This window comes from Sphingomonas arabinosi (assembly GCF_036663715.1).
GTDB lineage: Bacteria > Pseudomonadota > Alphaproteobacteria > Sphingomonadales > Sphingomonadaceae > Sphingomonas.
Window position 1 is genome coordinate 1 of sequence record NZ_JAXOJN010000022.1, and the last position, 21,274, is coordinate 21,274.

Here is a 21,274-nt window from a genome sequence, read left to right on the forward strand (position 1 = left end):
ACCTTCAGCTGCTCGCCCGGCAGGCTGCGCCGGCCTGATACGCGGCGTATCCTACCGTGCCGGCGTCACCAGCCATCCACCACGCCGATTTCGCGCAGGCCTTTTTCAACGGTCTCGGTCTGTTGTGACACCTCAAAGAGCTTGGGCTCGACATTCTTCGACAAGAGTATCGACTAGCTCGGCTGCTGGCATCGCTCTGGCAAGCGGCGCACCTTGCCCGGCCCATTGCGCTCCGAACGCGCTTTCCCCCGTCGCTTTCGCAGCTGCGTTGAGCGCCTTGCCGGCGTCATAGGTCATCGGATAGCCGGGTGAGGCGAGCCCGGTTTGCTCTCCCCATTCGGTGAAGCGGTTCCGCAGGCAACGGGCGGGCCTTCCCGATATGGCGTGGGTCATCACCGTATGTTCCGAACCCGGCCCGGTCAGAGCGTCGCGATAGGCGTGATCCGCGCTGCTCTCGGGGCAGGCGATGAACGCCGTGCCGAGCTGCGCCGCCACAGCCCCGAGATCAAGTGCGGCCCTGATCCCCTGTCCATCCATAATCCCACCCGCGGCGATCACCGGCAGGCCGGAACGGGCAACCAGTAAGCGGGTGAGCGCGATCGTGCCCAGGCGATCATCCGGCAAGTCAGGGTCGAACATACCTCGATGGCCACCTGCCTCCCATCCTTGGGCAACCACGGCGTTAATTCCGGCTTCCCTTACCGCCCTCGCTTCAACAAGGTTCGTCGCCGTCGCCAGCAGGATGCAGCCGGCCGACTTGAGCGCGATAATCGCCTCTGTGCCCGGCACGCCGAAATGGAAGCTGACCACCGGAGGCGCGAGCTCGATAAGCATGGCGAGCATGTCGTCATCCTCGACCAAGCTCTTGTAGATCGGCCGCAAGGCGCCAGGAGGCTCGGCGCCGAAACCCCGAAACATCGGGGCAAGCGCGTCTAGCCAAGCAGCTTCACGCGCGGCATCGCTCGAAGCGGGCGCATGAACGAACAGATTGACGTTAAACGGTCGCTCGGAGCGTGCGCGCACGCCTTCGATCATGGCGCGTGCGCCGGACACATCTGTTGCCCCTACTCCGATCGAGCCCAACGCACCCGCGTTCGAGACGGCTGCCGCCAACTCTGGGGTGGACACACCTGCCATAGGTGCCTGTACGATCGGCAGCGTGATCCCAATTTCTTGTAGCAGTGTCATGGAAAAGCAGTGCGCTTGAGCGCGATGGGGCGCAACGGGTAACAACCGCGAGTGTCATAACCGAACGGTTTTGATACCGGCACCCTACCCAAGCTTTTTCAAGGGTTTGCAGGTGTCAGAAACCCGTGCCAGAATGACGGCATGAAAATTGGCTATGCCCGCGTATCGCGAGGCGACTCCCAGGACATAGACCCGCAGCTTCGCGCGCTCCGCGATGCCGGGTGCGATCCCATCTACCAGGAGGAAGCATCGGGCGGCCGAGCCGACCGCCCCGAGCTGGCGCGCGCGATCGGCGCGTTGGAGGCCGGCGACGTGCTGGTGGTGTGGAAGCTCGACCGGCTGTCCCGATCCCTCCGCGATCTTTTGTTCACGCTGGAGGCGATTACCGCAGTCGGTGCCGGTTTCCGATCGCTGACTGAGGCGATAGACACCACCACCGCGCCGGGCCGGTTGATGACGCAGATGCTTGGCGCATTCGCCGAGTTTGAGCGCGCCATGATCCGCGAGCGAACCATGAACGGACTCGCGCACGCCCGCAAAGCCGGCCGGCACCTTGGACGGCGACCAAGCCTTACCGCCCCCCAGCGCGCCGAAATCATCGCCAAGGCGGAATCTGGCCAAGGCTCCCCTGCCCAACTCGCCAGCCTGTTCCGCGTGTCGCGCTCGACCGTTCAGCGCGTCTTGCGCGAGCATCGGGAGCGAGCAGCGGGCGCGACGCCGCCTCCCGCTAAAAGAGCGTGAAAGGATCGCCCATGCTTTGGATCGACACGAGAACGGACAACGACGCGCGCCGGCGAGGCGATGCGCAGTGGACGCCGTCTTGGGCGGAGAACGAGGACGGCAGCGCCACCGCCAGCATTCCAGGGCCGGAGAAGGTGGACGAGCAGTTTTGGGGCGACGCGATCAAGGAAGTGCAGGACGATCCGGTCGCACGTCTAGCTATGGCGGAACGCCAGTTGCCGTTGCCCGGAGCGTTCAGCCAAATGGCGGTGGCGCGGCGCGCGATCATCCGGCAGCTCAAGAAGGAGGGGAAGCCGTTCGACGATGAGCTGCGCCAGCTTCACTATTGGGCGGCGCTAAGCAGTTGGAGCGTGCCCTATAGCGAGATGTTGCGCGAGCCGGGGTTCAACGTCCTAGAGAGCACGCCCTATGCCAAGCTGGCCGATCTTGCCGTCACCTATGACGTGATCGGATGCGACGAGCTTCTCGGCCTCAACAAGACCGATCGGAAAATGATGCGCGAAGCATGGGGCGAGCCGAAGACGCACACGACTGCCCATGCGCTCTACGGCGAGCTATGGCGTGAGCAGGAAAGCAAACTCGCTGCCGTACGGGGTAAACGACGCGCTGACCTGATGGATGAAATCGTCGCCTTGGCGCGCCCGGAGGCAATCGTGCGAAAAGTGCCAGCTCCGGAGTCGAGGAGGCCAGGGCTGTTAGCCCGTATTTTCGGACGTTGAGACATGATGCTTCGACTGGCGGCCCGGCCGCTCCGTTCCAGAAGGCGATCGACACGCATTGTGAAGTGGTACCTTCAGCTCGCTCGACCTAGCTGACCTGTCACATCGTCGAACTCGTAGAAATCTGGGTTCCGCTCCGCAACCAATGTCATCAGCTCGTTCAAGAGATCATGCATAGGAACTTCCGTCTCCGGGTCGCCGACGCGAAAAGCACGGACGCTCGAGACCGTAGGGGAGGCCTCGACAAGTATGAGGTAGAAGCGTTCGAATTGTTCGTCTCGGTCGTGGGGATCAGCTCTGCCAGTAAAAAGCTTGAGCCGCTGGTGAGCATTGACGAACGTCGATCGTCGGCGGGGGGTGCCGTCGTCCGCGCGCACATGATCGTTCCCAGCGCCTGCATCCAAGAAGAAAAGTCCGGCTAGGACAGCATACGGAAAACGCCGGTGCAGCGTCACCGCTTCAATCAGCATATCCCCACGCCGATTGGTGAGGTTTTTCTGAAAATTCCTCGTTTTGGTGTCACGAAAGTTGATGGTTTTGATGGAAATGCCCAGCAGCAGTCCTGATGCTTCGGTCGCCCAGGTAACATCCACTTTTTTGGCGCCAATGCCGCCGGCCATGCGGCGCTCGGCCCCCGAACCTCCTACTTCACCAGGTTCAGCGGGGCGTGCCTCTTTGCAACCGCGCCGTCGAAGTTCAGCGCCGATCGCGACGGCTACCGCCGCAGACATTAGTTCGCTGTAGGCTTTCTTTGCGGACGGGGCGGCGTCGTCTGCCGGTTTCGCAGGCAGACTGCGTAATGCAGCATCAATCGCCTTCTCAATAGGTGGCACGCTCGCTCCTGCTTCGAGTGACCCGGCGCTGAAACAGAAGATCCCGTGCCCCGCGTAAGCCTGCTACTTCGAGCACGCTTAAACCAAGGTGTCGCTCGAGAAGGATGGTATCTACAAGGTCGATCGCACGCTGAGGTTTTGCCCCTCGCAAGGCCCGGCCGATTTGGGGGCGGATCGCGCGCAGTTCATCAGCTATCGCCTCGAGTGTAGCGGCAGACGGTACGGGTAGCAGATCAGCTTCCCTAGGTTCGTGCTTCAACATACCACCGCCATAGGCACGACCGACAACTTCTGCACCCAGCAGCGTTGCTGAGTTCAGGCACGCTAGAGGCAGTAGCTCGAGGCCGATCCCACGCACGGTGTCGTTGAGTTTTACGCCGTAAAGCGAGTTCAAAAATTGCACTTCGGCGGCGTTGGTGATGAGCCGAGGCCGATCGTGGTTCATATAGGTGAACAGAAGATCGGGACGCTGTACCAGCGGCACACGCCACCAAGGAGTGCGGTTGCGGCACTTGTAGGTGAGGTGGACGCCTTCCTTTTCCCCTGCCGCTATGTAGGCACGCGCAGCGGCTGAGGGTTTCGAGCCGGGCGCGAATAGGAAGCAACGTTTGCCTTCTTTGGCTAGGCTTTCCCAAGCGGCCGAGCCGAAAGTGAGACCAGACAGATGCTTTGAGCCTGGCGGCGAAATCGGCAGCAGCTCGCTCTGATCGAGTTTAAGTCGGGCCACGTCAGCTCGAGTGAGTGAGAAGTAGTCGTTGTTGCCGGTGACGGCACCGAGATAGGTCTCCCCCCATCCACCAAGCAATGTCGTAAAGCCGGTATCATTGGTCAGGCGGGCATACACATCGAGCGCCGCAGCCGGCAGCAGTGCCGGCGTCCACTTCTGATCGCCGGCCGGAGCGTATCCGGTCCAAGAATCTGCACACATGCGCTCGAGATCGCTAAGGTTGCGGGCCTGATAAACCTCAAAGCTTGGCGCCCCCCCGCTGCCCTCGGCAAGGAGTAGGACGACCTCCTCGAGCACGTCAGGGAAGACGAGTTCTTCAAATAAAACCAAACGAACCTTGGCGAACCGATCGAGCAAAAAGCGTCGCACCTGCGACGCATAATTCACCGTCAGCAGTTCGGCAGGAAGCACCAAGCCAAGACGGCCATCTTCCTTCAAAAAATGAGAAGCGTGGATCGTGAACGCGGCCCAAGAGCTGGCGAGACCGGTCAGTCGGACACCCTGCGCTAGCGCGGCTTGAAGGCTCTTCGCTCGAGCATCGCCGCTGAATTGCTGATATCGAACATAGGGTGGATTGCCGATCACTGCGTCATATTTGGCAGGCGGCGGACCTTGATCGAAGAAGTCGCCAATGGCGATCTGCGCCAACGCACCGTGCGTTGCCAACTTTGCATTCGCGGCGGTCGCCGATGCTGCATGAATTTCGACGCCGTGGAGCTGGTTCGGCATATCTGCCTTAGCTCCGAGCGTCCGGAGACGATCGACGGCTGGAAGCAGGAAGGCGGCATCGCCGCATGAGGGCTCGAGCACGGTGTCAGCGCTTGATCGAATGGCCCATTCCGACAAGAAGCGAGCTAGCGCTGGCGGGGTGAAAAAGGCCCCCCGTGCCTTGCGCAATGCTGGTGTGTCCACGTCGTCCGATTCCTTAATTACACGTCTCTCCCCCGAGGGAGTTGGCCTTCGACGGAGGCTGCTAGCTCAGTTTATGTTCCCTATGTGTTCTTATGTCTATAACGTCAGCGAGATATAATCGCGGCTTTGGCTGCCCCGACGAATGCTCAGGCAAGTACTTCTAGGCCGTGCTTTTGGACAACCGTGAGCAGCTTCAAGGCTAGGCCGCTCGGCTTTTTAGTGCCAGCTTCCCACTTCTCGACCGTACTTTCGCTAGTGTTGAGGTAGTGCGCGAAGACCGGTTGGCTCACGTGATGCTTCTCGCGCAGTTGCTTGATGTCGGCTGGAGTGAATGCGGTTGGTAACGTCAGGCATGTTTTGTCGAAATGACGCATTGTCGCTTTGTTGATCGTCCCTGCCCGAAACATGCCGGACGCGCTGCTATGAATCGCCTCGAAGGCGTCGCTTTTAAACTTGGTCTTCACGGGCATGGCAAATCTCCGTTAGTTCCTTAGCATTAAGCTCTAGCTCGATCTCGGCATCGGTTTTTCGGTCATAAAGATCAGCCAAATCACGAAAGCCGGTCAGCTCTGCCTCAGTGATGTTGTCACGGTCATTTTTGGCGAACAGGTATGTATAGACCCAATAGCGTTTGCCTTTGGCAAGAATGATGCTGCGGTGTCGGTTCTTGTCGAGCCGCTTCTTAAAAACGCCCCCGCCGAGATCGTCGCATTGTCCTTTCCATACTTGTTCGATTGCGGCACATAGCTCCTTGTCGACGATCAGTGCCTTGCGTGCCGCCTTTGAGAACCAGGCCGTCTTGAATGTTCGCGGTGTTTCTCCGTCAGTCATCACCATTGTGTAGCACCCAGTCCGGGTGTCTTCAATCAACTTTAGGTGGCAGGCGCGTCCGTGCCGGGCGGCGCTCTATCTCCGCTGTTTCAATCCGAACCGCCGTGCCGGTGCCTAGTCCCTGACGGGAAACGATCGCTCGCGCTCTTCCTTTTACATCGTATATACGTATACAAGTATAAAAATATACCAGTAGGAGTGTAGCATGAAGGTTCTCGCTATCCTGTCCCAGAAAGGCGGCGTCGGAAAAACGACGCTGGCGACGTGCCTCGCCGTGGCGGCCGAGCATGCAGGCAAGGAAACCGCGATCATCGACCTGGACCCGCAGGCGACTGCCTCGTTTTGGAAGGACGTGCGCCAGCTCGACACGCCCGCCGTCGCGTCGATCCAGCCTGTGCGGCTCGCGGCGATGCTCAAGGCCTGTGCCGACGCCGGCACGGACCTTGTGGTGATCGACGGCGCGGCGGTCGCGCGTGACGTTGCCTATGAGGCCGCGCGACACGCCGACTTCATCCTCGTGCCGACGAAGACGGCGGTGTTCGACACGATGAGCATGACGCACACGCTGGACGTGGTGCGGCAGCTTGATCGCGCTTTCGCAGTCGTGCTGACATTCGTTCCGCCGCAAGGACAGGAGACGGGCGATGCGATGAAGGCGGTCGAGGAGCTAGGCGCGGCCGTCTGTCCGGTGACGATCGGCAATCGCAAGGCATTCTTCCGCGCGCAGGCCGCAGGCCAAGCCGTGCAGGAGTTCGAGCCGAACGGCCCGGCCGCAGCAGAAATCAATCGGTTATACGAGTATACGGCTATACGCCTATACGAAAAAGTAGAGGTGGCGTGATGGCGAAGGGCAACACGCTCCAGGCAATGCTCGACCGGGCCAAGACCGGCGGCGACACGCCTGCGCCCCCTACTCCGATCGTTGCGCCAACCCCGCCCAAGCCAGCGCAGGCCGGGCGGCAGGGGACCAAATTGATCGGCGGACATTTTGCTCCCGAGGTCAGCACTCAGCTCCGTATCCTTGCGGCCGAGGAAGGAACGACGGTGCAGAGCCTGCTAGGTGAGGCGCTGAACGACCTGTTCGTGAAGAAGGGCAAGGCCCGCGTCGCGCGAGGCGTATAGGAGTATACAAATATACTGCTATACTGCGCCCAAAGGTGAGTTTTGGGGTGGCGGCTCACCTTTGGGCGGCGGGCGTGTTGAAATCCACCAGCACCGGCATCTCGGGAAACCCGCCGCGCAGCTTGGCGCGTCGCACGATGCTGTGCTGATCGATCAGGTTCTGTGCGTCGCGCTTGCCGCTGGACGTTTTCGGGAACCAGTGAAGCGCCACCCGTTCGACCTTGCGCCCATTCTTGATCGGCGTGAAATCGACATAAAAGGGGCAAAGCTTGTTGATTTCCTCAACGGCGACCTTGAGGCAGTATTTGTTCAGATCGGCAAAGCGTTCAAGTTTGCCTTCGGGCACATTAAGCAGGCCTCGCAGCTCCTCGATCGTGAACTCCTCTTTCTGCTTGTATTCGAGGCCAATGCGCCGCTCGATCATCTCATACAGGCAAAGAGCGTATTTCGACTCGAAGCAATACATGACTTGCGTTTTAAGACGGGCATAGACCTGACTGTTCCGCAGTATCTCGATCAGCTCTTCCGGGATGCGGTAGTGAAGGAAGCCATCCTTTTCGAGGCTTTCATCGCTCGGGCCAAGCAGCTGAACACGGCGCTTGTAGCTCTTGCCATCCTTGCGGATCGTGACGATCGCGATGGTGCCCATGAGGCGCAGCAGCGAACTCTCTACTCGCTCGTTGCCTTGGTGCGTCCCTTTCAGTCCGGATTTCGCAATGCGGTGGATGATCGGCTCACCTATGCGCTCCCAGGCATTGGCGATCAGCAGATTGTAGATGCGGCGATCGGCGAGGGTGAGGGGGCTCAGCTCTACAATATCGACCAGCTCGCCGGGCTTGACGATTTCCCCGTAATTGGCGGGATCAAAAGGATTTCCGCGCCCTTTCTGGGCCAGCGTGCGGAACGTCATATCGACCACGGCAGGTTGCGACATAGGCTTGACCAACGGTGAGCTAGAGGGGCTTACGAACTCACCCTAACCGCCAAAAGTGAGCTAGGCAAATGTTTCAGCTCCCCGGTTAGAGCGAAGACCCGGGCACCCCAAAACTCACCGATCCTTCTAACCCGACCTATGGCCTACCCCAACGCTCACCGGACCCGGCCCGAAAACTCACCTTTACCGGCCCCAAAGCTCACCGCAGGCTACCCCGGAACTCACGCGAATCGGCCCCAACGCTCACTGTTGGAGGCATTTTTCCGCAGAAATACGTGCCTTTGAGCCCCCTGAATCTTGAATAAGAAGAATTAGAGAATCTGAATAGCGAAAGGTGAGCTTTGGGGTAGGGCAACCTGTGGATAACTGCCGCTACATTGCACAAATAGAATCGGCCTAGCGGCCGATGCACTATTCGTTGCGTGCCGGCTGCGCCGTCACAGAGCGGCGCAAGCGCCGCGTGCTAGGCGGAAAGAAGAAAAGCGAGTTGTCGAACAGATATCGCGCCAGGGCTGCCCAAGAGCGTCATGAGGGCAGGAAAGAACCCTTTGACACAACCGGCACACTTGCGGCACCGGACCTCGCTGTTGATGCGTAAATCAGCTCCATCGCGATCAGTTTCTAGATCGTCAATCCGATGACCGGCCTCACCGCGGCGAACCCATCCTCCGAAAGTGAGGCGCTACCCCAAAGCTCACCTTTCGCGCATCGTTCACGCCGGATCGAACAAGCCGGCGAACTCGCGCTGGTCGTAGTAGCGGATTTTCTCGACCGCGAGCGGGTGCTCGCCTTGGCGCAGCAACAGGAGCTGGTCGGGCCGCATCCGCATGATTTCATCGGGCGTGGCGAGCCGTCGTGCCGAGACGTGTCCGCTGATGCTTTCCGAAGGGCCGGCGCGGTTATCGCCCCAGCCAGTGCCGCGCGACGTACTGACGGTGTCGTATTCGATCGTGGTGTCGCCGATCGTGCGCGAGAGCATGTCGGCGGTCGCATGGTCGTTCACCCCGAACGTCTGGATCACGCCCGCATTGGACATGAACGTGCCGGCGCGTTCCCCATAGGTGGCTTTGAGCTGGTGCATGTCCTGGAGGATCGGCCAGAGCTGGAGGCCATAGCCCGCCATCAGCCCCATCGCGCGCTCGACCGGTTCTAGGCGACCAAGCGCGGCGAACTCGTCGAGCAGGAACAGTACGGGCCGGGAAGGGCGAGCGGTGGAACGCGCCATGTCGGTGACGGCCTGGCTCACCAGCAGGCGGAGCCAGCGGGCATAGGTATCGAGCCGATCGGGTGGCAGGCACAAGAACACGGTAGCTGTCGTGTCTTTCAACCCGGCAAAGGTGAAATCCGATGCGGCCGTGCTGGCGACGATGCGGGGGCTATCGAGAAAGTGGGTATGGCGCTGCGCCGAGGAAAGCACGCCTGCGGCTTCGCGATCGGACTTGCCGAGTTGGCGGTTGGCGGCGCGGGCGATCAGACCACCGGCGCCGGCGCTGTCCTGCATATCAGCCAGCAGCGCGGCGAAGGCGGCAGGGGCAAGCGTCAGCTTGTCGCGCACCGTCGTCAGGACGCGGGCATGGACGGGTTCGTGGACGACGGTGTGCAGGATCAGCCCGGCGATCAGCGCCTTGGCTTCCTCGTTCCAGTGCGCTTCGCCAGATTGCCCCGGCGCGTCATGCACCAACGCGTCGGCGAGGGTGTTGGCATCTTCCGCGAGATCGAGGCTGGCGGGATCGAGCCGGTCGAGTGGATTGTAGCGGGCAGGGGGCTGCCCCGACACGCCGAACGGATCGAGGCACCAGACCTTGCCCCTGGCGGCACGCGCGCGGGCGGTGACGCGGGCGTTCTCGCCCTTGGGGTCGATGCAGATCACCGAGCGATCGAGCAGCAGCAGGTTGGGGATGATCGTGCCGACACCCTTGCCCGAGCGGGTGGGTGCCATCGTCAGCAGATGCGCCGCGCCGTCGTAGTGGAGCAGCTTACCCGACTTCGCAGAGCGGCCGATCAGGAGATCCCCGTTCGCTTCCAGCTTCCGCACGTCGGCCCGGTCGCCGAAACGGGCGGAGCCGAGCAGATCATTGCGCTGGTTGGCGGCACGCCGGTTGAAGCGCCAGGCCAGGAACAGGACCGCGCCGGCCAGCAGGAACGGAATGTCGGTCGCGATCTCGCCATAGCCGAAGATGCCCTTGAGCCAGGCATTGCTCGCCATCAGCACCACGAAGGCGACGAAGACCGCGAACAGCGGGCTGATCCGTCGCCGGGGCATCAGTGCGCGCCCATCGGCGTGATCGGCAGGGACCGATCGGCATCGGGATGATCGAGCAGCCGGAGCAGGATTTGCGAGATGAGGGGAGGGGGCACGCCCTCGTCCAGCATCATCTCGAAAAACGCATCGTCGTTGGGCGTGGGGATCATGTCCTCAATGACCAGGTTGGCGCGCGAGTTTGCCATGTCCTCGTGCCACATGGCGACTTCCGCCGGCGTGCCGCGCACGAAATCCATCGCACGGACTTGCGCGCGGATCGCCCCGATATCGAAATCCGCCATCACGCGGGCGCCAGGTCGGCCGAGCCGGGCAGGGGCGTGGCGAGAAGGGCCTGATAGTCCGCCAGCAGCGCCCGCGGCACCCACCGGATACCGTGATCGCGGGCGTAGCGCCCGGCTATAAGCATGTCGCCGTCGATCGCGGCCCAGGTGTCAGGATCGGCATCGGCGGGGAGTGTGTCGCACCCTTCCGTTGCCATGCGGTCGCACAGCGCGTTCGCTTCGCTCCAGCGGGCGCGTAACGCATCGACCCAGTTTGCAGGAACAGGCGGATCGAAATCACCCCGCAACCGCTCCCCGCGTTGCATGGCGTATTCCTGTTCCGACCAGACCGGATCGTTATAGATGATCGTCGCAGCCGCAGAACCGCGCATCAGCCATTCCGAGTTATCGTCGCCTGCCATCAGCTTGCCTCCGTCGTTGCGGTTATTTGCTTCGTCGGTTCAGTACGACCAACTGCTCCAAAGTTTCTGTCGCCTCGCGTTCGGTTGCGTAGATCACATCCATCCAACGCAGACCGGTGTCTGACCAGAAGCCCCATCCAGACAAATCAGGTTCGGGTCGTCTCGCAACACGATATTCGTCCATGTTCACGACGTTGCTTCCGACGTTTGCGCTTCGGCATCGAATGCGCGTTTTCCGCGTCTTTTCCACAAGGCCAGCACGTCGCCGGCATCGTCGCCGCGACCACGCCCGGCAAGGTCAAGCAGCGCGCCGTAGAGGGTGGCGCGATCGTCATCGGTCAGCTCGACCAGTCCGGCTTTCTGGACCAGCCCGCCCAGCTCAATCAGGTGGCGTGTGCGTTCGCGACGTTGCATGACCCATTCCCTGCTATCCGTTCGCCGTTCCGCCGCTTCCGCCCGCAGCGTCGCCGCCCGGTTCAGTCGCAGTGCCCGATGCGTCGATTGCAGCAGTGCCGCCACCTTTGCGCCCGCGCCGCTGAAAGAAGGCAGCGCCCTTCGCGCGCCATGCCTCCTTCGCGTCCGCATCCTTCGATCCGATCGCATCGAGCAGCACGCCGGCGAGGGTTTCCGCATCGAGCGCATCGGCCCCGGTCGTTGTGACGAGCTGGCCAAGCTGTTCGATCCGTTTCGCCTTGAGCGCTCGGGCCTTGTCACCCAGCGCTTTCAGTTCGGCATCGTAATCGCGAACCTTCCGCATCACCTTCGTCCTTCCGCGTATCGGTCGGCAGTATCTTAGCGCGTTAGATATGCGGGTAAAGCCGGAACGAGCAGAAAGCAGCACGAGGTCAATCACGAGGAGCGCAGCGAGTCGTGAGTGCGCGCTTATACGTCGTTGCCGACGTGCGCTAAGTAGGGCAGTGTGCGGAGCGTCATGGCGATCTACCATTTCTCCGCCAAGGTTGTGAGCCGCGCGAACGGGTCGAGCGCCGTCGCGAGCGCTGCCTATCGTTCCGCATCCGAGCTGCACGACGACCGGCTGAACCGCGATCACGATTTTAGCAACAAGGCGGGCGTCATCCACTCCGAGGTGATGTTGCCGAAGGGCGCACCGGAGCGTTTAAACGATCGCACGACCTTGTGGAACGAAGTGGAGGCAGGCGAGAAGCGCAAGGACGCGCAGCTTGCCCGCGAAGTGGAGTTCTCGATTCCGCGCGAGATGAACGAGAAGCAGGGCGTCAAGCTCGCTCGCGACTTCGTGCAGAAGCAGTTTGTCGATCGCGGGATGGTCGCGGACCTGAACGTGCATTGGGACAAGGCGAAGGACGGCACGCCCAAGCCGCACGCGCATGTGATGATGACGATGCGCGACTTGGGGCCGGAGGGCTTTGGCAAGAAAAACCGCGACTGGAACAGCACCGAGCTGTTGAAGGACTGGCGCGAGGCGTGGAGCGCGCACGTCAACGAGCGCATGGCCGAGCTGGGATTGGAAGGTCGGATCGACCATCGCTCCTATGAGGCGCAGGGGATCGGACTGGAGCCGCAGCATAAGATCGGACCCGCAGCATCGCGCAGGCCGGAGCAGGGGCTTGAGGCCGAGCGGATCGAGGATCACACGCGGATCGCCCGCGAGAACGGCGCGAAGATCATCGCCGATCCCAATGTCGCGCTGGACGCGATCACGCGCAGCCAAGCCACGTTCACCACCCGCGACCTTGCGACGTTCGCGTTCCGGCACAGCGACGGCAAGGAGCAGTTCGACCAGGTGATGGGGGTGGTGCGCGCCAGCCCCGAGCTGGTCGCATTGGGGAAGGACGGACGCGACCAGGAGCGGTTCACCAGCCGCGACATGATCGCGGTGGAGAACCGGCTGGAGCGCGCGGGCGACGAGCTGGCGGGGCGCGACGGCCATGGTGTCGCCGATCGGCATCGTGACGCGGCGATCGGTGCAGCCGAGGGGCGAGGGCTTGTCCTGTCGGGCGAGCAGCGCGACGCCTTCGACCATGTGACCGGCGATGCAGGTCTGGCGTCGGTCGTCGGCTATGCCGGTTCGGGTAAGTCGGTGATGCTCGGCGTCGCGCGTGAGGCATGGGAGGGGCAGGGCTACACGGTGCGCGGCGCGGCGCTGTCGGGCATCGCGGCTGAGAACCTTGAGGGCGGCTCCGGTATCCGGTCCCGCACCATCGCCAGTCTCGAACACGCATGGGGGCAAGGGCGCGAGCAGTTAGGCCCGCGTGACGTGCTGGTGGTGGACGAGGCGGGTATGATCGGCTCGCGCCAGATGGAACGGGTGTTGAGCCAGGCGCGCGATGCCGGTGCCAAGGTCGTGATGGTCGGCGATCCCGAGCAGTTGCAGGCGATCGAGGCCGGTGCGGCGTTTCGCAGCGTAACCGAGCGACACGGCGCGGCCGAGATTACCGAGATACGCCGGCAGCGCGAGGGCTGGCAGCGCGACGCCACGCGCGCGCTGGCGACGGGACGCACCGGCGAGGCGATCCACGCCTATGACGGCAAGGGCATGGTCCACGCGGCCGACACCCGCGAGCAGGCGCGGGGTGAGCTGGTGGACGGTTGGGATCGCGCGCGTCAAGCCGAGCCGGGCAAGAGCCGGATCATCCTCACCCACACCAACGCCGAGGTGCAGAGCCTCAATGGCGAGGCGCGCGACCGGTTGCGCGCATCCGGCGACCTTGGCGAAGACGTGACGGTGAAGGCCGAGCGCGGCGAGCGGCAGTTCGCGACCGGCGACCGCATCATGTTCCTGCGCAACGAGCGTGGCATGGGGGTGAAGAACGGCACGCTTGCCACGATCGAGCGGGTATCGCCCGGGGGCATGGCGGTGCGCCTCGATGACGGCCGCGGCGTCGCGTTCGACACCAGGGACTATGCCCATGTCGATCATGGCTATGCGGCGACGTTCCACAAATCGCAGGGCGTGACGGTCGATCGGGCGCATATCCTCGCCACCCCCGGGATGGACCGCCACAGCGCCTATGTTGGCATGTCACGGCACCGCGACGCCGTGCAGCTCCATTATGGCCGCGACGACTTCGCCGACCAGCGCCAGCTCGTCCGCGCTCTGTCCCGCGACCGGGGCAAGGATATGGCCGGCGACTATGCACTCCCTGAGCAGGACCAGGCCCGCGCGTTCGCCGATCGGCGCGAGATCCGGTTCCCGGAACGCGCGCGCCAGGTGGTCGAGAAGGTCCGTGCGAAAACGCGGGGCATGTTCGACGGCTTCCGGCCGAAACCGGCAGCGGAGCGGCCGATGTCGCCGGAGCGCAGCGCGGCCGACCGCCCACTTCCACCTTCGCAGGCCAAGGCGATCGAGCGTTATGCGCGTGCCGGTGCCGATATAGGCCGGATGCTCGAGAAGGGGTTGCCGGTGTTGGCGCACCAGGAACAGGCTTGGGCGAAGGCAGGCGATGCGCTCGACCAGATCCGGGCCTATGCCGCACGTGACCTCGCATCGGCGCTCGCGCGCGATCCCAAGCTGATCGAGCAGGCAGCCAGGGGTAACACCAGCGGCGCGGCGAAGGCGATGGAGACGGAGCGCCAAGTCCGCATCGATCCGGAGAAGCGCGCGGGCCGGTTCGTGGAGCAGTGGCAGACTATGAAGGAAGAGCGCGCTAGCATGGAGCGTGCCGGCAACCACGAGGGCGCGGAGAAGCTGGCTAAGCGCATGGAGGGCATCGCGGGTGGGTTGCACCGCGACCCGCAGCTTGAATCCGTGTTGCAGCGACGCGCTCCCGAATTGGCGTTGAGTATGGAGCGAAGCCGGTCGATCGGGCAGGAATTGGCGCAGTCGGTCGCGATCGAGCGTGACCGCGATCGTGGCATGAGCCGGTAGGATGAGCATGGACGACGATATGCAGGAAGGCGGGGATCCGGCGGAGGCGTTCGACCGGTTGCGCGCCGTAGTAGAAGGCCAGGACCGCGAGCTGGCGTTGCTACGCCGTGCCGTGGAGGGTTTGGCGGCCGAGCGGGCCGCGATCGACGTGCCCGACTACACCGAGACGTTGGGGCATCTGCAACAGGGCGTGGACCGAACAACCGGACGGCTCGACCATATCGGCAAGATGCTTACCGCCGCCCCGGTCATGGCGATGACGCCCGAGCAGATGGCGCAGCGCATCGCCGCAGCAGGCAACGCCGCCCGGCGCGAGGATCAGGCCGCGCTCGCCAAGGCGGGCGAGGACAAGGCTCGCGTCATGGCCGAGTTGCGCGCCATCGCCGGGTCCGCGTGGACGCGGGCCGACCAGAAGAACCGGCAGCTGTGGTTCGGGCTGGGCGGGGCGGCGATCGGCATCCTTGTATGGTCGATCCTGCCCGGCCTCGTCGCGCGCGAGATCGCGCCGGCGAGCTGGCAATGGCCAGAGCGGATAGCCGCGCGGACGCTGGACTTGCCGAAATGGGAAGCGGGGCAGCGCCTTATGCGCGCCGCGGCGCCGGATGCTTTCGCCAACATTGCGGCGGCCGACCGGATCATCACCGTCAATCGCAAGGCTGTGCAAGCCTGCTACACGAAAGCTGTGAAGACGAAGAAGACGGTGCGCTGTACCATCGAGATCGACCGGGATGACGAGGCGGCAAGAAGTCCGATCGTCAACTCCACGGATTGAAATGTCCAAGTGCTGCAAGCCCGACCATGCCACCGGACAGCCGCCACCACGGGAATCCACGCAGAATAGCAATCGCGAGCGCCGACTTGGGGCGCTTGGCTTTCAGAAACAATTCAACCTGACGAGTAGTGGGGTCTTGCATGAACGGGCCTCGCCTTTTGACCTCGATAAAAATCGAAGTGAAAGGATCGAGGGTTCGATCGTCATGCCCCATCGGGGATGGGGTAGCCCTTCGGGCTGTAGGCACAGAAATCAGGATGGGGGTCAAGGGGCTGCTGTTGTAGAAAGGCTTTCGACAACAGCTCTCAAAACCTTCTTAGGGCCTCTCAATGGCTCTTAGCCGTGCTTCAGCTTTTTTTGCATCGCGCTGGCGCAGGCGGGCGAGTTCCCGATGCCGGCGTTTCTCCAGGTAATTCGCGGCATCCCCGCTATCGATCAATTCGAGAGCCTTGATCTTGGCGTCGATCAGACTGTCATGTGACGCCTTTCCGCGTGCCTGTCCTAATCCGATATAAAACTTTCCTTCGGCCTCGCTGATGCGAACAGCGATGCCGGCGCGGATGATACTCTCCTCGCCGGACGGTAATGTCCTCCAGCTCGGCGATGACACGAAGCGCTTCACCTTGCCGCGATCCTTCAGCATCATGTCGTGGTATTCGCTGGCGTCAGTCGTGCCGGTCAACTTGTCACAGCAGTCGGTGCCGACAGCCATCGATCCCCAGCCCGGATGAACGATCGCATACGAGTAGCGCAGCGCCGTGCCGCACAGCTCGCAGTTTCCGTCGAGGTCCCCCAGGTCGTCGGTCGCCAGCAGGAGCCAGTCACTGGAGGGCATGATGATCCCGTGCTCTTCGGCATGGCAGCCTTTGCAGAGCGTTTCGCAGTCGGAATGGGCATATTCCCAAGGCTTCCGACCGGGAACGTAGCGTTTGTGGTGGACTTGCAGAATGACGTCATCGCTTCGGCCGCGTGAGCATCGCACGCACCGCTGGCCATCAAGCTTGATGACTTCATCTCGGAATCGAGCCCAATCTGAATGATTGTATAGGTTCATCGTTCGGCGTCCCGGCCTTGCGCCGTGATGTTACCGGAGTGATGTGTGCTGCGGAAGATGGCCGCGCCAATATCGGCGCAGCCGAAGCATATGATCGGGACAGGAGGACTAAATGGGAAGCCGAGGAAAAAAGCGTCGGAGGGCAAGTGGAGAGTTGGCGGTGTCGCGCCCTGGCAACCTCAATCGACCGGCCCCCCTGATGTTGAATTTTTCGGATGAGCCGATGGACCCGGTTCTGCCCGAAATGCTCGCTCGCGCTCTTAAGATATCGCACAAGCATATTCCGATCAGCGGTATAACCGGATATGAAGAAGACGAAGAGGATGCAGCATTTCAGAGTGCGTTCGATGCGATGGAAGCTGACCTAGGTGATGAAACCCTAGCCCGCAAAGTAGATAGCAGGTTGTATCTTCTACGTGAATTTCTGAAGAAGCGTGGCAGCGCCTATTATTCGGTAAATGAGGACGGTGGGGTCGCGGTTGTAGGTGAGCTTTTGGAATATGCGGCAACCGGTCCGCTTACCGAGCATCCCGATGAACAGATCGACTGGTCACCGAAGCAAGATGCCTGAAAATGCGGTAACACCAAGGTATAGGTGTAACCACTCGCAATCCAAATAGCAGCTCAGCGTATCTGACAGCGCGCATTGTGCTGTCAGCGGGGCACCAATCAGTTCAGGGCGAATGCTCCGACCGCAGCGCCAACTGCCAGCACCACGGGTGCTGCGAGCTTGCTCTTCCAGCGGTACATGATCACGAGCGCGACAGCGAAGATAAGTGCGCTTGCGATCGGATTCGGTGTCCGCGTGGCCGTGGTGTGGGCAAGATCGATCACCGTCACCACGATCAGGCCGACGACACCGGCCGCCACTCCGGTCAGGAATAGCTGGAGCCGTTTGTGCTCTAAGAAGGCTTCCAGCCGATCGTAGAACAGGAGCGAAAAGGCGAATGCAGGCAGGAACATGCCGGCCGTCATTGCCAGTGCGCCGGCCAGCCCGCCGCTGATCCAGCCCACGAAGGTCGCGAAAATCACGAGCGGGGCCGGCAGTATGCCGGACAGACCGAGGCCATCGAGGAACTGCCCATCGGTCATCCAGCCGCGGCCCACCGTGTCGTTCCGAATGAATGGGATTGCGGTGTACGCCCCACCGAACGTCAGCAGGCCGCCCTTCAACCCTGCCCAGAAAAGCGCGGCGACCGTAGGAGCGGATTCCCGCACGCCGGACGTCGCCCCCGCAAGGGCAGTACCTCCCGTCCAGGTCAGGGTCGCCACGCCGACCGCCAGCGCCACCACGACCGCGGTAAGGCCGTAGCGGCCGGTCGAACCGAGCGCATAGACCGCTCCGGCGGCGAGAAGCACGATCCAGAAACTGACTCCGGCAAGCGACGCTGCCGCAGCCGCGATGGCGACAGCCCACAGCCACGGCCCGAGCAAAATATGTTCGCCGATCCGATGGATCGCGCGTACGATAACCGCGATAACCGCCGCTTGGACGCCGAGGAAAATGGCACCGAACACGGTCCCTTGGATCGGCAGCCGGGTATAGGCCCAAGCGAGCGCGAGCATCAGAACGAGGCCCGGCAGCATGAAGCCCAACCCGGCGAGGACACCCCCCAGACGCCCCTTGGCACGGATGCCGAGATGGACGCACAGCTCATGCGCTTCCGGTCCTGGCAGCACCTGCATTACGGCCAGGAGCTTGTTAAACCGGTCGCTTGGAATCCAGCGTTCCTCATCGACCAGCTCGCGCCGGATCATGGCGATCTGCGCCACCGGGCCACCAAATGCCATCATGCCGAAACGAAGGAAGCGGAGGAACAGCGCGGGGTAGCTCAGCTCAGGTGGCCGAGCTTCGTCGCTAACCAAGCCTGCGGGGCCGGAGTGCTCGATGTGTGCCATCATCCAGCCCCCTGTGCGCCGCGTTGTTTGGTGAAATGCGCGTGGAAGCCGTCGAGCGCGCCCGAGCCTTGAGCGATCCGCTCCACGTCATCATCGGTTCCCGTGCAGATGCCGTTGACCAGCGCGGCGATTCCGGCCGCTTCCGGGCGGCCGAATTTGCCATCCGCAATGTCGAGGTCGTGGATGATCTCGGCGAGCGCGACGAGTGCCCGGTCGGTATCGAGACCGGTCCGATATACCAGTGTTTCGAAGGAACAGCGGTCGCCCTCGTGCGTGAACTCCGCGTCTGCCATGTCGAAACGCAATTCGTCCGGCTCGGGCACGTAGCCCTTGCCGTCGACGAACTTGAAGCTGGCTTGCGGATCGATGAACCGGCGGATCAGCCAGGCCGACGCGATGCGGTCGACATGGACATGCCGGCGCGTGACCCAGGTACGGCCCTTCAGCTCCGCGGGCGTCAGCTCCGGCGCGCCTGTCCCGCTTACGTCCGGATGTTCATGGACGCGACGGTCCGCGTCGGAGAGAGCGGCTAGGACAGCTTGCCGTCCGTGCGCGCCGAAAAAGTCGATCGCGGTTACATCGTCCAGGCGTTTTCGGAGCCGCCGGGTATCCGACAGGGCAACCTCGTCGCCTTCTATCAACGAACGCAACTCACGCGTCAGATCGTCATAGTCGGCGTCGCGAGCCGCGTCGAACACGGCGCGGAGTTCTGCACCGGTCATGCCCTCGATAAGCCGGGCTTCCAAAATCAACGCCTCGCCGCCTCCCCCGGTAATCTCCGCCCGCAATTCCTCGAACAGCGCGCGCGTATCGGGACGCAGGGGTAGAGCATGGACCGCGTTCTTCAGTGGGGCGGCACCGATCGCCTGCAAGCGTCGCCACACCCGCACGCGCAGATAGGCCGGCTTGGCCGGTAGCTGCGGGATCAGCAGCAGCCAGTCATTCGGTTGGGTCAGAGGGTCGTCGATCATGCAGCATCTGTATCATAGGAATATCAGAAACGTACACTTGTATCATTAAACGCTACAAGCTAAATGTTGGCCGAGACGCCGGGCTGCATACCGTGGCCGTGCGCAGTGCGAACGCGGCCAGCCAGTCGAGTCCAAGGAGAGAAGCATTGCGTCACCTGTTGCTACCGCTTGCCGTCCTGCTCGCCGCACCGGCAGCCGCCCAGACCACGCCGCAGTCTGTACCGGTCACGGCGAGCAGCGACCGATGGACGGTGGTGGATGCGGGCCTTGGCCGGGGCGGCACGACGCAGCCGGACGGTGTGCGCCGTTACGCCTTTCCGCGCTCTGACCTGAACGTTCAGCTCGACGGCGTGGTGATCAAGCCAGCGCTTGCGCTCGGCTCCTGGCTCGCCTTCATGCCGATGGGCGCGCAGGCAATGGTCATGGGCGACCTCGTGTTGACGCATGACGAGGTGAATCCCGTGATGAGCAAGCTGCTCGCGAGCGGCTTCACGGTGACGGCGCTTCATAACCACCTGCTCCGTTCCTCGCCGCCGACGATGTATCTGCATGTCGGCGGGCATGGCGATTCTGGTGAGATGGCGAAGAACCTGCGATCCGCGCTTGCCGAAAGCCGGACACCGATGACCGCGCCGGCCAAGGTCGCGGATGCGAAGCTCGACTTCGACACCGCCGCGATCGACGGGATTATGGGCGGCAAGGGCAAGCCCAACGGAGGCGTCTACCAGTTCGGCTTTCCCCGCGCCGAAAAGCTGAGCGACAGCGGCATGCCGGCACCCGCCTCGATGGGCACGGCAACGGCGCTCAACTTTCAGCCGACCGGCGGTGGCAAGGCGGCGATCACGGGCGATTTCGTGCTGACCGCTGCCGAGGTCGATCCGGTGCTTCGTGCATTGCGGTCCAACGGGATCGAGGTGACCGCACTCCACAACCATATGCTGGACGATCAGCCGCGGCTCTTCTTCATGCACTTTTGGGCAAATGATGACGTGCGCAAGCTGGCCCGCGGGCTTCGCGCCGCGCTGGACAAGACCAACATCGTCCGCCCCGCTGCGGGCTGAGTATCTGAAGGCCGTTGCAAATCAGGAGCAGATCAATGCGGACGTTATTAAGCGTATCTCTATGCGCAATGGCTGTGGTGAGCTTTGCGGTGCCGTACTCGCCATCCCTTGCTCAATCCGGGATCAGCACGAACCCGGCACCGGTGGAAACCACGGGGTATTCGAGCGCCATCGAAGCGTTGAGCAAGTACGAGGTCGATTCCAGTCGGCTCGCGCTGACCCGATCGCAGAGCCAGGCTATGCGAGTCTTCGCCCAGCAGATGGTCGATCACCATAGCCGCGGGGGGCCACGTCGAATTGGTGTTAGTGAACCCAGCGCTGGAGGCGCGCTCGACGGTCCCTTGTCGGAAATGCTGAACTCTTTGGAGAATGTGCCGAGCAGTGAGTTCGATGCGGCGTACAAGCGCGGGCAAATCGCCGCGCACGAGGAAGCGCTGAAGGTTCATACTGCGTACGCGGCGCGGGGAAGCGACCCCACGACGCGGGCGAAGGCTCAAGCAGCCATGCCCGTGATCCAGAAGCACCTCGATGCGGCACGCGATCTGCCGGTAGCTTGAGGGATCATTACATCGGCTTGATGGTGACGGGTGTCACGACCGGTCGAGACTGTTGAAAAACGGCTGGTTGCGACAGTGACGAAGACGTGATTCACTCCTGGAAAGGCGTCAGGGGTTTACGAGCATGATGGGTCGACAGGTGACGCAAGGCGCGCTGTTCT

At 62.5% G+C, this 21,274-nt stretch carries 25 protein-coding genes; 9 read left to right on the forward strand and 16 right to left on the reverse strand.

What is annotated here, in order from left to right:
* Positions 1 to 132 precede the first annotated feature (132 nt).
* Positions 133 to 1,188 carry an NAD(P)H-dependent flavin oxidoreductase gene (locus U1708_RS19075; protein WP_332747741.1) on the reverse strand — a complete coding sequence of 352 codons (1,056 nt, stop codon included), beginning with the start codon at positions 1,186 to 1,188 and terminating at the stop codon, positions 133 to 135.
* Positions 1,189 to 1,329: 141 nt separating this feature from the next.
* On the opposite strand from U1708_RS19075, the gene U1708_RS19080 reads away from it, so the two are divergent.
* The gene (locus U1708_RS19080; RefSeq protein WP_332747743.1) at positions 1,330 to 1,929 is read left to right on the forward strand and encodes a recombinase family protein; all 600 of its coding nucleotides are present in this window, start codon (positions 1,330 to 1,332) and stop codon (positions 1,927 to 1,929) included.
* 11 nt (positions 1,930 to 1,940) lie between these two features.
* Positions 1,941 to 2,648: a hypothetical protein gene (locus U1708_RS19085; protein ID WP_332747745.1), complete on the forward strand. Its 708-nt coding sequence runs from the start codon at positions 1,941 to 1,943 to the stop codon at positions 2,646 to 2,648.
* Positions 2,649 to 2,722: 74 nt separating this feature from the next.
* Here the strand turns inward: U1708_RS19085 and U1708_RS19090 are convergent, their stop codons facing one another.
* The 4 genes from U1708_RS19090 to U1708_RS19105 all read right to left on the reverse strand — a co-directional run bounded on the left by U1708_RS19090 (position 2,723) and on the right by U1708_RS19105 (position 5,951).
* Entirely contained in the window at positions 2,723 to 3,481 is a 759-nt protein-coding gene (locus U1708_RS19090) for a hypothetical protein (protein ID WP_332747747.1), read from the reverse strand.
* Positions 3,468 to 5,120, reverse strand: a complete 1,653-nt coding sequence (locus tag U1708_RS19095; protein WP_332747750.1) for an HsdM family class I SAM-dependent methyltransferase — start codon at positions 5,118 to 5,120, stop codon at positions 3,468 to 3,470. Before U1708_RS19095 ends, U1708_RS19090 begins: the two co-directional genes overlap by 14 nt.
* 146 nt (positions 5,121 to 5,266) lie before the next feature.
* The gene (locus tag U1708_RS19100) at positions 5,267 to 5,590 is read right to left on the reverse strand and encodes a helix-turn-helix domain-containing protein (RefSeq protein ID WP_332747752.1); all 324 of its coding nucleotides are present in this window, start codon (positions 5,588 to 5,590) and stop codon (positions 5,267 to 5,269) included.
* Positions 5,568 to 5,951 (reverse strand): type II toxin-antitoxin system RelE/ParE family toxin, encoded by a 384-nt coding sequence (locus U1708_RS19105; protein ID WP_332747753.1) that lies wholly within the window; start codon positions 5,949 to 5,951, stop codon positions 5,568 to 5,570. The genes U1708_RS19100 and U1708_RS19105 overlap by 23 nt, the downstream gene beginning before the upstream one ends.
* Positions 5,952 to 6,156: 205 nt before the next feature.
* Here U1708_RS19105 and U1708_RS19110 point away from each other — a divergent pair, with 205 nt between their 5' ends.
* Positions 6,157 to 6,792, forward strand: a complete 636-nt coding sequence (locus tag U1708_RS19110) for a nucleotide-binding protein (protein ID WP_332747755.1) — start codon at positions 6,157 to 6,159, stop codon at positions 6,790 to 6,792.
* On the forward strand, positions 6,792 to 7,073 hold the full coding sequence (locus U1708_RS19115; protein WP_332747757.1) for a ribbon-helix-helix domain-containing protein: 282 nt from the start codon (positions 6,792 to 6,794) through the stop codon (positions 7,071 to 7,073). Before U1708_RS19110 ends, U1708_RS19115 begins: the two co-directional genes overlap by 1 nt.
* A gap of 55 nt (positions 7,074 to 7,128) precedes the next feature.
* Here U1708_RS19115 and U1708_RS19120 read toward each other — a convergent pair whose 3' ends face one another.
* The 7 genes from U1708_RS19120 to U1708_RS19150 form a co-directional block, all read right to left on the reverse strand.
* Positions 7,129 to 8,007: a replication initiation protein gene (locus U1708_RS19120; RefSeq protein WP_443030087.1), complete on the reverse strand. Its 879-nt coding sequence runs from the start codon at positions 8,005 to 8,007 to the stop codon at positions 7,129 to 7,131.
* A 712-nt stretch (positions 8,008 to 8,719) separates the two neighbouring features.
* Complete coding sequence (locus U1708_RS19125) at positions 8,720 to 10,270, reverse strand: type IV secretory system conjugative DNA transfer family protein (RefSeq protein ID WP_332747761.1); 1,551 nt, start codon at positions 10,268 to 10,270, stop codon at positions 8,720 to 8,722.
* Positions 10,270 to 10,551 carry a hypothetical protein gene (locus U1708_RS19130; RefSeq protein ID WP_332747762.1) on the reverse strand — a complete coding sequence of 94 codons (282 nt, stop codon included), beginning with the start codon at positions 10,549 to 10,551 and terminating at the stop codon, positions 10,270 to 10,272. Before U1708_RS19130 ends, U1708_RS19125 begins: the two co-directional genes overlap by 1 nt.
* Entirely contained in the window at positions 10,551 to 10,952 is a 402-nt protein-coding gene (locus U1708_RS19135; RefSeq protein ID WP_332747764.1) for a hypothetical protein, read from the reverse strand. The genes U1708_RS19130 and U1708_RS19135 overlap by 1 nt, the downstream gene beginning before the upstream one ends.
* A 22-nt stretch (positions 10,953 to 10,974) precedes the next feature.
* Complete coding sequence (locus U1708_RS19140; protein ID WP_332747766.1) at positions 10,975 to 11,136, reverse strand: hypothetical protein; 162 nt, start codon at positions 11,134 to 11,136, stop codon at positions 10,975 to 10,977.
* Positions 11,137 to 11,138: 2 nt separating this feature from the next.
* Positions 11,139 to 11,366 carry a conjugal transfer protein TraD gene (locus tag U1708_RS19145; protein WP_332747768.1) on the reverse strand — a complete coding sequence of 76 codons (228 nt, stop codon included), beginning with the start codon at positions 11,364 to 11,366 and terminating at the stop codon, positions 11,139 to 11,141.
* 13 nt (positions 11,367 to 11,379) lie between these two features.
* Positions 11,380 to 11,709 carry a conjugal transfer protein TraD gene (locus U1708_RS19150; RefSeq protein ID WP_332747769.1) on the reverse strand — a complete coding sequence of 110 codons (330 nt, stop codon included), beginning with the start codon at positions 11,707 to 11,709 and terminating at the stop codon, positions 11,380 to 11,382.
* 174 nt (positions 11,710 to 11,883) lie between these two features.
* Between U1708_RS19150 and traA the strand changes: the two genes are divergently transcribed.
* Both traA and U1708_RS19160 read left to right on the forward strand, forming a co-directional pair.
* Positions 11,884 to 14,799 (forward strand): Ti-type conjugative transfer relaxase TraA, encoded by a 2,916-nt coding sequence (traA, locus tag U1708_RS19155; protein ID WP_332747771.1) that lies wholly within the window; start codon positions 11,884 to 11,886, stop codon positions 14,797 to 14,799.
* Between the two features lie 7 nt (positions 14,800 to 14,806).
* The gene (locus tag U1708_RS19160) at positions 14,807 to 15,571 is read left to right on the forward strand and encodes a DUF6118 family protein (protein ID WP_332747773.1); all 765 of its coding nucleotides are present in this window, start codon (positions 14,807 to 14,809) and stop codon (positions 15,569 to 15,571) included.
* On the opposite strand, the gene U1708_RS19165 is transcribed toward U1708_RS19160, so the two are convergent.
* Positions 15,555 to 15,785, reverse strand: a complete 231-nt coding sequence (locus U1708_RS19165; RefSeq protein WP_332747775.1) for a hypothetical protein — start codon at positions 15,783 to 15,785, stop codon at positions 15,555 to 15,557. The genes U1708_RS19160 and U1708_RS19165 overlap by 17 nt on opposite strands.
* A 102-nt stretch (positions 15,786 to 15,887) precedes the next feature.
* Positions 15,888 to 16,625 carry a hypothetical protein gene (locus U1708_RS19170; RefSeq protein WP_332747777.1) on the reverse strand — a complete coding sequence of 246 codons (738 nt, stop codon included), beginning with the start codon at positions 16,623 to 16,625 and terminating at the stop codon, positions 15,888 to 15,890.
* Between the two features lie 199 nt (positions 16,626 to 16,824).
* Here U1708_RS19170 and U1708_RS19175 point away from each other — a divergent pair, with 199 nt between their 5' ends.
* On the forward strand, positions 16,825 to 17,196 hold the full coding sequence (locus U1708_RS19175) for a hypothetical protein (RefSeq protein WP_332747779.1): 372 nt from the start codon (positions 16,825 to 16,827) through the stop codon (positions 17,194 to 17,196).
* A 98-nt stretch (positions 17,197 to 17,294) separates the two neighbouring features.
* Here the strand turns inward: U1708_RS19175 and chrA are convergent, their stop codons facing one another.
* Positions 17,295 to 18,527, reverse strand: a complete 1,233-nt coding sequence (chrA, locus tag U1708_RS19180; RefSeq protein WP_332747781.1) for a chromate efflux transporter — start codon at positions 18,525 to 18,527, stop codon at positions 17,295 to 17,297.
* Complete coding sequence (locus U1708_RS19185; protein WP_332747784.1) at positions 18,524 to 19,495, reverse strand: chromate resistance protein ChrB domain-containing protein; 972 nt, start codon at positions 19,493 to 19,495, stop codon at positions 18,524 to 18,526. Before U1708_RS19185 ends, chrA begins: the two co-directional genes overlap by 4 nt.
* Before the next feature lie 146 nt (positions 19,496 to 19,641).
* Here U1708_RS19185 and U1708_RS19190 point away from each other — a divergent pair, with 146 nt between their 5' ends.
* Both U1708_RS19190 and U1708_RS19195 read left to right on the forward strand, forming a co-directional pair.
* A complete protein-coding gene (locus U1708_RS19190; RefSeq protein ID WP_332747785.1) occupies positions 19,642 to 20,556 on the forward strand; it encodes a DUF1259 domain-containing protein in 915 nt (304 codons plus the stop codon).
* A gap of 68 nt (positions 20,557 to 20,624) precedes the next feature.
* Entirely contained in the window at positions 20,625 to 21,113 is a 489-nt protein-coding gene (locus tag U1708_RS19195; protein ID WP_332747787.1) for a DUF4142 domain-containing protein, read from the forward strand.
* Positions 21,114 to 21,274: the final 161 nt, after the last annotated feature.

Bases quoted from the DNA above. Each gene is read 5' to 3' on its own strand.
- U1708_RS19075 (WP_332747741.1), bottom strand. From the start codon at position 1,188: ATGACACTGCTACAAGAAATTGGGATCACGCTGCCGATCGTACAGGCA.
- U1708_RS19080 (WP_332747743.1), top strand. From the start codon at position 1,330: ATGAAAATTGGCTATGCCCGCGTATCGCGAGGCGACTCCCAGGACATA.
- U1708_RS19085 (WP_332747745.1), top strand. From the start codon at position 1,941: ATGCTTTGGATCGACACGAGAACGGACAACGACGCGCGCCGGCGAGGC.
- U1708_RS19100 (WP_332747752.1), bottom strand. From the start codon at position 5,590: ATGCCCGTGAAGACCAAGTTTAAAAGCGACGCCTTCGAGGCGATTCAT.
- U1708_RS19105 (WP_332747753.1), bottom strand. From the start codon at position 5,951: ATGACTGACGGAGAAACACCGCGAACATTCAAGACGGCCTGGTTCTCA.
- U1708_RS19110 (WP_332747755.1), top strand. From the start codon at position 6,157: ATGAAGGTTCTCGCTATCCTGTCCCAGAAAGGCGGCGTCGGAAAAACG.
- U1708_RS19115 (WP_332747757.1), top strand. From the start codon at position 6,792: ATGGCGAAGGGCAACACGCTCCAGGCAATGCTCGACCGGGCCAAGACC.
- U1708_RS19120 (WP_443030087.1), bottom strand. From the start codon at position 8,007: ATGTCGCAACCTGCCGTGGTCGATATGACGTTCCGCACGCTGGCCCAG.
- U1708_RS19125 (WP_332747761.1), bottom strand. From the start codon at position 10,270: ATGCCCCGGCGACGGATCAGCCCGCTGTTCGCGGTCTTCGTCGCCTTC.
- U1708_RS19130 (WP_332747762.1), bottom strand. From the start codon at position 10,551: ATGGCGGATTTCGATATCGGGGCGATCCGCGCGCAAGTCCGTGCGATG.
- U1708_RS19135 (WP_332747764.1), bottom strand. From the start codon at position 10,952: ATGGCAGGCGACGATAACTCGGAATGGCTGATGCGCGGTTCTGCGGCT.
- U1708_RS19140 (WP_332747766.1), bottom strand. From the start codon at position 11,136: ATGGACGAATATCGTGTTGCGAGACGACCCGAACCTGATTTGTCTGGA.
- U1708_RS19145 (WP_332747768.1), bottom strand. From the start codon at position 11,366: ATGCAACGTCGCGAACGCACACGCCACCTGATTGAGCTGGGCGGGCTG.
- U1708_RS19150 (WP_332747769.1), bottom strand. From the start codon at position 11,709: ATGCGGAAGGTTCGCGATTACGATGCCGAACTGAAAGCGCTGGGTGAC.
- traA (WP_332747771.1), top strand. From the start codon at position 11,884: ATGGCGATCTACCATTTCTCCGCCAAGGTTGTGAGCCGCGCGAACGGG.
- U1708_RS19160 (WP_332747773.1), top strand. From the start codon at position 14,807: ATGGACGACGATATGCAGGAAGGCGGGGATCCGGCGGAGGCGTTCGAC.
- U1708_RS19165 (WP_332747775.1), bottom strand. From the start codon at position 15,785: ATGGGGCATGACGATCGAACCCTCGATCCTTTCACTTCGATTTTTATC.
- U1708_RS19170 (WP_332747777.1), bottom strand. From the start codon at position 16,625: ATGAACCTATACAATCATTCAGATTGGGCTCGATTCCGAGATGAAGTC.
- U1708_RS19175 (WP_332747779.1), top strand. From the start codon at position 16,825: ATGTTGAATTTTTCGGATGAGCCGATGGACCCGGTTCTGCCCGAAATG.
- chrA (WP_332747781.1), bottom strand. From the start codon at position 18,527: ATGATGGCACACATCGAGCACTCCGGCCCCGCAGGCTTGGTTAGCGAC.
- U1708_RS19185 (WP_332747784.1), bottom strand. From the start codon at position 19,495: ATGATCGACGACCCTCTGACCCAACCGAATGACTGGCTGCTGCTGATC.
- U1708_RS19195 (WP_332747787.1), top strand. From the start codon at position 20,625: ATGGCTGTGGTGAGCTTTGCGGTGCCGTACTCGCCATCCCTTGCTCAA.